Annotated in this window: 5 protein-coding genes, 1 pseudogene and 1 other annotated feature; of the genes and pseudogenes, 5 read left to right on the top strand and 1 reads right to left on the bottom strand. The window is 64.4% G+C overall.

The features are described 5' to 3' along the window. Positions 1–754: pseudogene (locus I0Q12_RS01870) on the top strand (pyridine nucleotide-disulfide oxidoreductase); the annotation flags it as partial. Between the two features lie 265 nt (positions 755–1,019). Then, positions 1,020–1,277 carry a hypothetical protein gene (locus tag I0Q12_RS01875; RefSeq protein WP_197250333.1) on the top strand — a complete coding sequence of 86 codons (258 nt, stop codon included), beginning with the start codon at positions 1,020–1,022 and terminating at the stop codon, positions 1,275–1,277. Positions 1,278–1,295: 18 nt separating this feature from the next. Here I0Q12_RS01875 and I0Q12_RS01880 read toward each other — a convergent pair whose 3' ends face one another. Beyond that, on the bottom strand, positions 1,296–3,596 hold the full coding sequence (locus I0Q12_RS01880) for a LuxR C-terminal-related transcriptional regulator (RefSeq protein ID WP_197250334.1): 2,301 nt from the start codon (positions 3,594–3,596) through the stop codon (positions 1,296–1,298). Between the two features lie 570 nt (positions 3,597–4,166). Here I0Q12_RS01880 and I0Q12_RS01885 point away from each other — a divergent pair. From I0Q12_RS01885 to I0Q12_RS01895, 3 genes are all read left to right on the top strand, one after another. Further along, a complete protein-coding gene (locus tag I0Q12_RS01885) occupies positions 4,167–4,310 on the top strand; it encodes a hypothetical protein (protein WP_197250335.1) in 144 nt (47 codons plus the stop codon). Between the two features lie 450 nt (positions 4,311–4,760). Then, positions 4,761–5,081 (top strand): transposase, encoded by a 321-nt coding sequence (locus tag I0Q12_RS01890; protein ID WP_197250336.1) that lies wholly within the window; start codon positions 4,761–4,763, stop codon positions 5,079–5,081. Next, positions 5,039–5,170, top strand: a sequence feature (AL1L pseudoknot). (Overlaps the previous gene by 43 nt.) Then, positions 5,078–5,776 (top strand): IS3 family transposase, encoded by a 699-nt coding sequence (locus I0Q12_RS01895; RefSeq protein WP_197250337.1) that lies wholly within the window; start codon positions 5,078–5,080, stop codon positions 5,774–5,776. It overlaps the preceding feature by 93 nt. The genes I0Q12_RS01890 and I0Q12_RS01895 overlap by 4 nt, the downstream gene beginning before the upstream one ends. The last annotated feature ends 40 nt before the right edge of the window (positions 5,777–5,816 follow it).

The raw sequence follows: 5,816 nt of genomic DNA on the forward strand, positions 1-5,816 counted from the left end.
CGAACTCGACCACTCGCCCACCATCGAGGTCATCGTCGATCCGGAGGACATCGAGTACGACGAGGGCTCCGAGCTCGCGCGCCGCAACTCCAAGCAGGTCGACATGGTCGCCAACACCCTGCAGGACTGGGCGATCCGCGACGTGGGCGACCGCCCGCACAAGCTGTTCCTGCACTTCTTCGAGTCGCCCGCCGAGGTGCTCGGCGAGAACGGCAAGGTCGTCGGTCTGCGCACCGAGCGCACCGAGCTCGACGGCACCGGCAACGTCCGCGGCACCGGCAGGTTCAACGACTGGGAGGTCCAGGCGGTCTACCGCGCCGTGGGCTACCTGTCGCAGAACATCGCGCAGCTGCCGTTCGACGACCAGGCGGGCACCGTCCCCAACGAGGCCGGCCGCGTCGTCGCCGACGAGACCGCCGAGGGCCACGACCGGTTCCTGCCGCACACCTACGTCACCGGCTGGATCAAGCGCGGCCCGGTCGGCCTGATCGGCCACACCAAGGGCGACGCGAACGAGACGGTCGCGAACCTGCTCGAGGACCACGCCAAGGGCCGGCTGAACACCCCGGCCGAGCCCGACGCGGATGCCGTCGTCGCGTTCCTCGAGGCCAGGGAGCTGCCGTACACCACGTGGCAGGGCTGGTACCGCCTCGACGCGCACGAGCGCAGCCTGGGCGAGGCCGAGGGCCGCGAGCGCGTGAAGGTCGTCGAGCGTGACGACATGTTCCGCGCGTCGGAGCCCCACAAGGTCTGACGCCACTTCGTCCGTACAGATGATGTGGTGCCTCCTGATCGCGCACCGGTCCAGAAGGCCGGTGCGCGATCGTCTGTTCGTATGAGACCGAATGGTGGCGAGGACTTTGTTCAGCTTCGTTGGTGTGAGTCCTGAGCCAGGCCGAGCAGGAAAGACGAGCCGAAAAGGCCATTGTGATGCGAATCATAGGTACTTACCTAGGTAGTTCGACGAATGGATCCGGTAGTCGACCTGGGCCAGGCTGTACCTCGACAAGGAGGTCACCATGAACGCAACGGATATGGCTGTGCTCCACCAAGTAGGGGTGCAGACGCTGGTAGCGCACTCTCACCGCCTGGGCGACACCGGCAAGACGGGCCGGGCCGGTTCCCGACACGAAAGTCCGCGAGCCGAGAGCCGAGAACTCGGACGCCTCGAGGAACTCGGGCTCATTGCATTCTGCGCACCCGGACGGGGCAACGAGGGAGTGAAACTCACGTCGGCCGGCGTCGAGATCCTTGCCTACCTCGCCGGAACAGGATAGTCAGGGCCGATGGGGTGACTACGGCCCGGCCAGCCACCGTGCGACTTGCGTCCGTGAGCGGAATCCGAGTTTGGTGAGGATGTGCTCGACGTGGGCGTCGACGGTGCGCGCGGAGATCACGAGTTTGGTGGCGATCTGCTTGTTGGTCAGGCCGTCGGCGACCAAGGCGGCGATCTCCTCCTCGCGCCGGGTGAGGCCGGCACGGCTGGCACGGTTGCGGGGTCTGGATTTCGTACCGACGTCGGTGCCCAGGGCAAGGTCGACAGATTCCACGAATGACAGTTCCCGCCCCTCCTTCACAATTCGTTCGAAGCGGGTGTCACCCAGGCTTCGTCGGAGGTCGGATTCAATTCTCGAGGTGACGCGGTGTACGGCGTCCTGAGCCAACGGCATCTGGCTGTGCTGCCACAGCGATCCCGCGGCACCCAAGAGCCTTGCCGCCCGTTCCGGATCACTTCCGGCCGCGGACCAGGCGAGTCCCTCGATGCACACTGCCACCATTCCTGGTTGCTCGAACTTCTGGTAGAGGCTGATCGCCTCCCGCATAAGGGAAACGGCGGAACCGAGGTCCCCCTCATACCACTTGACCGCGCCGAGAGGGAACAGGGCTATCGCTTTCAGCAAGTGGGCGCCATGGCGTTCGGTGAACTGCAGGAATCGCTGGGCAAGCTCTTCGGTTCGCTCGCTCTCGATGAGGATTGCGTACAGGTCGGAGAGCGCCATCACTTCGGCCACGAGGCCCGGATTCGCTCGGTCGAGACCTAGATCCACCGCTCGCTCGGCGTAGGCGAGCGCGCCGTGGATGTCCCCGTCTTCGTATATTTCGAATGCAGAGGCGTACAGAGTGATCACGGGGACCTCATCGAACCCCAGTTGCTCGATCAGCTCCCGGTGGTCGCGGAGGAGTGCACGGGCTTCATCGGTCTTGCCCAGAAGGAAGCCGAGGATGCTCGCGGTGGCCAGACCTCCGGCGCGTTCGCGGCATGGTGCGGTAAGGAGATCGAGGGCGCGACGAATCCACTGGTATCCCTCGAGGACAGAACCGGACTGTTGCCAGAACGGCGTCAAAACGGTTGCCATCTCGAGTGCGATCTGCGGATGATCGAGGTCGGACAGGCTGTAGGTAAGTGCTTGCCTGATGTTCGGGTGTTCGGCTCGGGTGGTCGCGTACCAGTCGATGTCGCGGTCGCTGCAGTAGTCGGTGATGCTGCGTTGGGCGAGGTCGAAGAAGTAGTCGCGGTGACGTCGGCGTATGTGGTGTGCGTGGGGGGTGGCGGCGAGTTTGTCGGCGCCGTATTGGCGTACCGGCTCGAGCATGCGGTAGCGGCTGTGCGGACCGAGGGCATCGATGCGTGTGATGATCGATTTGTCGACCAGTCCGATCAGTGCACGCAAGACGGTGTCGCGGTGTGCGGTGTCCTCGGGGACCGCGTCCTCGGGTGTGGTGTGCGGGAGGCCGACGGTTGTGGCGGCGTGGATGGTGAAGCCGCCGGTGAACACGGACAGTTGTTCCCAGAGGTGGCGCTCGTCGGGGGTGCACAGTTGGTAGCTCCAGTCCGCGGCGGCGGCCAGGGTGCGGTGCCGGGTGGGGCGGGTGCGGTCGGTGGCCCGCAGCATTTCTGTGCTGTGCAGGTACTCGGCGATGTCGATGGTGTTGAAGGTGCGGGCGTTGGCGGCGGCAAGTTCGACGGCCAGGGGTAAACCTTCGAGCGCACGGCAGATGCGTTCTACAGCGGCGCGGTTGTCGTCGGTGATGCGGAAGGCGGGGTCGGCCGCGGAGGCGCGCTCTTCGAACAGTTGCATTGCTTCGTTGATGCCGGTTACGGCAGCAGTGTGGGCCAGTGGAGGGACGGGGAAGACCTGCTCGCCGTCGAGGCCGAGGACCTGTCGGCTGGTGGCGATGATCTTGACGGCGGAGGTTGCACGAAGTATCCGGTCGATCAGTTCGGCGCAGGGGTCGAGAAGGTGCTCGCAGTTGTCGAGGATCAGCAGCAGGCGGCGTTCGCGCAGGTGGTTGATCAGGTTCTCGGCGGGATCGTCCCATTCGTCGCGGAGACCGAGGACGCGGCCGATGGTTGGGGCCAGGAGGGATCCTTGGCCGAGGTCGGCGAGTTCGACCAGCCAGGCACCGTCGGGGAAGTCGCGTCGTATTTCCCGGGCGAGTCTGAGGGCGAAGCGTGTCTTCCCGACGCCGCCCATACCGGTGAGGGTGAGCAGGCGGGCGGGGGCGAACAGATTCTTGGCGTGGGTGATGCTCTCGCGCCGGCCGACGAAGCTGGTCAGTTCTACTGGCAGATTTCCGCCGGACTGGGTGTTCATGTGAAGAATATCTCACCTCGACTCGGGGAAGCGGAGTTCGCTCGCGAGCCACCAGGTCATCTCTGGGTAGACGCGCGAGCATGCTGTCTATGGCCCTGGTACGCCCGGAGCATAGACGCCGGAACTCGGTACGGCGAGAGCGCGTGGCCCACCGCGACGTTCTTCCTCGGGACCGCACCCTGTCGACTGCCTGTAGGCCCCTTCGTCGGTAACCCGTCGCATCGCCTGACGTGGGATCGCGTCGGTTTCCCGACGGCCGCGGGCGTCGACTTCACCGGATGTCGGCTCGTCCACCCCTTCGACTGCGCTCGAGATCGACTATTGGCGTCCCGCGCACACAGGATGTAGCTGCAGGACCAGACCTCCACGCCGAACTTCCCTGCGCATTCTGGTTCGTATGAAGAGGACAAAATATTCTAGATATTGACTATTTCTCGGCTCTCCACGATGATCGGAAGACCCGCAGGACGTGCGGCGATTGTATTGATCGAGTCCTGCAGTGCTGCACGTCGAGTGGATCGAGGACTGACCCTTTCGGTCCGTGTAGTGCGATGGCGGCGAGGAGTGAGCATGATCCACGAGATTCTGTCCGGCGACAACAACGACCCCCCTGCCTATTCGATCGCCCACATCGTGACTGCGTTGGAGTATCTGGCTCTGGACATGGCGTGGGAAGAGCGGAATCGACAGTTGAAACGCGAATCGCAAGCCTAAGAGTAGGTTTGACGATTCCGAAGCAGTCCCTGCTCGGTATGCAGTCGACCGCGAGACCTCGGCCCGCTACAGTCTCGGCGCTGACCTTCGGTCGATCCCCTGCGGTCGTGTGCTGTCCCGGAATGCACGCAGCCGCGACAGTCGCTGCGGGAAGACACGCCGTACGCAGGCGCTCGGTCCGGCGGTACGCGCTCGGGGAGAGGTCGGTGCAAAGATCACCCCGGAACGAGTACCACAGGTGAATACGAGATATGACAGTTATCCAACGCTGGAGTAATTGCCCCACTCGTTCGCGGTTGCCGGCCCACCAGCGGCGATGCAGGGCATCTCCTCTGGTGGGCCGCCGGGTCCGGTTTCGTCATGCTGGGATGGTCACCGGATTACGACACGGTCGTCACTGTTGCGTACCGGGTCTGGTAGAGGATCTCATCACACGGAAGGATGAGATCCATGGGAGCGCCGAGGAAGTACCCGGAGGAGCGGAAGGAACGAGCGACACGGCTGGCGATCGAGGCGCGCCGTGACCCGGGATCCAAGATTGGGGCGATCAAGCGGATCGCCGACCAATTGGGCATCCATCCCGGGGCCCTGCGCACGTGGGTTCGCCAGGCCGAGATCGACGGTGGCGATCGCCCTGGCACTACGACGGACGAGGCGAAACGGATCGCTGAACTCGAGCGAGAGAACCGAGAACTGCGGCGCGCCAACGAGATCCTGACAACAGCAGCGGCGTTTTTCGCGGCAGCGGAGCTCGACCGCAAACTCAAGTGATCGTCGACTACATCGACGCCCACAAGACCGATTACGGGGTCGAGCCGATCTGCCGAGTCCTTGCTCAGGCCGGTGTGCAGATCGCCCCGTCGACGTACTACGCCGCCAAAACCCGCCCGCCCTCAGCGCGGGCGATCCGCGACGCGGAACTGGTCGAGCAGATCCACCAGATTCACGGCGAGAACTACGCCGTTTACGGTGCCCGCAAGGTCTACGCGGAGCTGAAGCGCCAGGGCATCCGGGTGGCCCGGTGCACCGTCGAACGCTTGATGTGCGCCGAAGGTTTACGCGGCATCACCCGGTCGAAGAACCCGCGGACCACGATCGCCTCGGTGGACACCGAAAGACCCGCTGACCTGGTCAATCGAGGGTTCATCACGTCGGCTCCGGACCAACTGTGGGTCGCCGACATAACCTACGTCCGCACGTTCGCCGGCTGGACGTACGCCGCATTCGTCATCGACGTTTTCTCGCGCCGCATAGTGGGATGGCAGCTGTCGACGAGCCTGCGCACCGATCTCGCGCTCGATGCGTTGGAGATGGGCATCTGGACCCGTGAACATGCAGGTCAGAACCTATCGCAGCTGATTCACCACTCCGATCGCGGAGTGCAATATCGAGCTGTGCGCTACACCAACGCCTTGCCGATGCCGGCGCGGTCGCCTCGGTCGGCAGCCGCGGCGATTGCCTGTTGACCGGCTAATCCACCGGATCGTTACCCGGAAACCGACACGC

The sequence above is a fragment of the Rhodococcus sp. CX genome, from assembly GCF_015865005.1.
Taxonomy (GTDB): domain Bacteria; phylum Actinomycetota; class Actinomycetes; order Mycobacteriales; family Mycobacteriaceae; genus Rhodococcus.

Excerpts from the sequence above, each read along its gene's own strand:
- I0Q12_RS01875 (WP_197250333.1), top strand. The coding sequence starts at position 1,020 with ATGAACGCAACGGATATGGCTGTGCTCCACCAAGTAGGGGTGCAGACG.
- I0Q12_RS01880 (WP_197250334.1), bottom strand. The coding sequence starts at position 3,596 with ATGAACACCCAGTCCGGCGGAAATCTGCCAGTAGAACTGACCAGCTTC.
- I0Q12_RS01885 (WP_197250335.1), top strand. The coding sequence starts at position 4,167 with ATGATCCACGAGATTCTGTCCGGCGACAACAACGACCCCCCTGCCTAT.
- I0Q12_RS01890 (WP_197250336.1), top strand. The coding sequence starts at position 4,761 with ATGGGAGCGCCGAGGAAGTACCCGGAGGAGCGGAAGGAACGAGCGACA.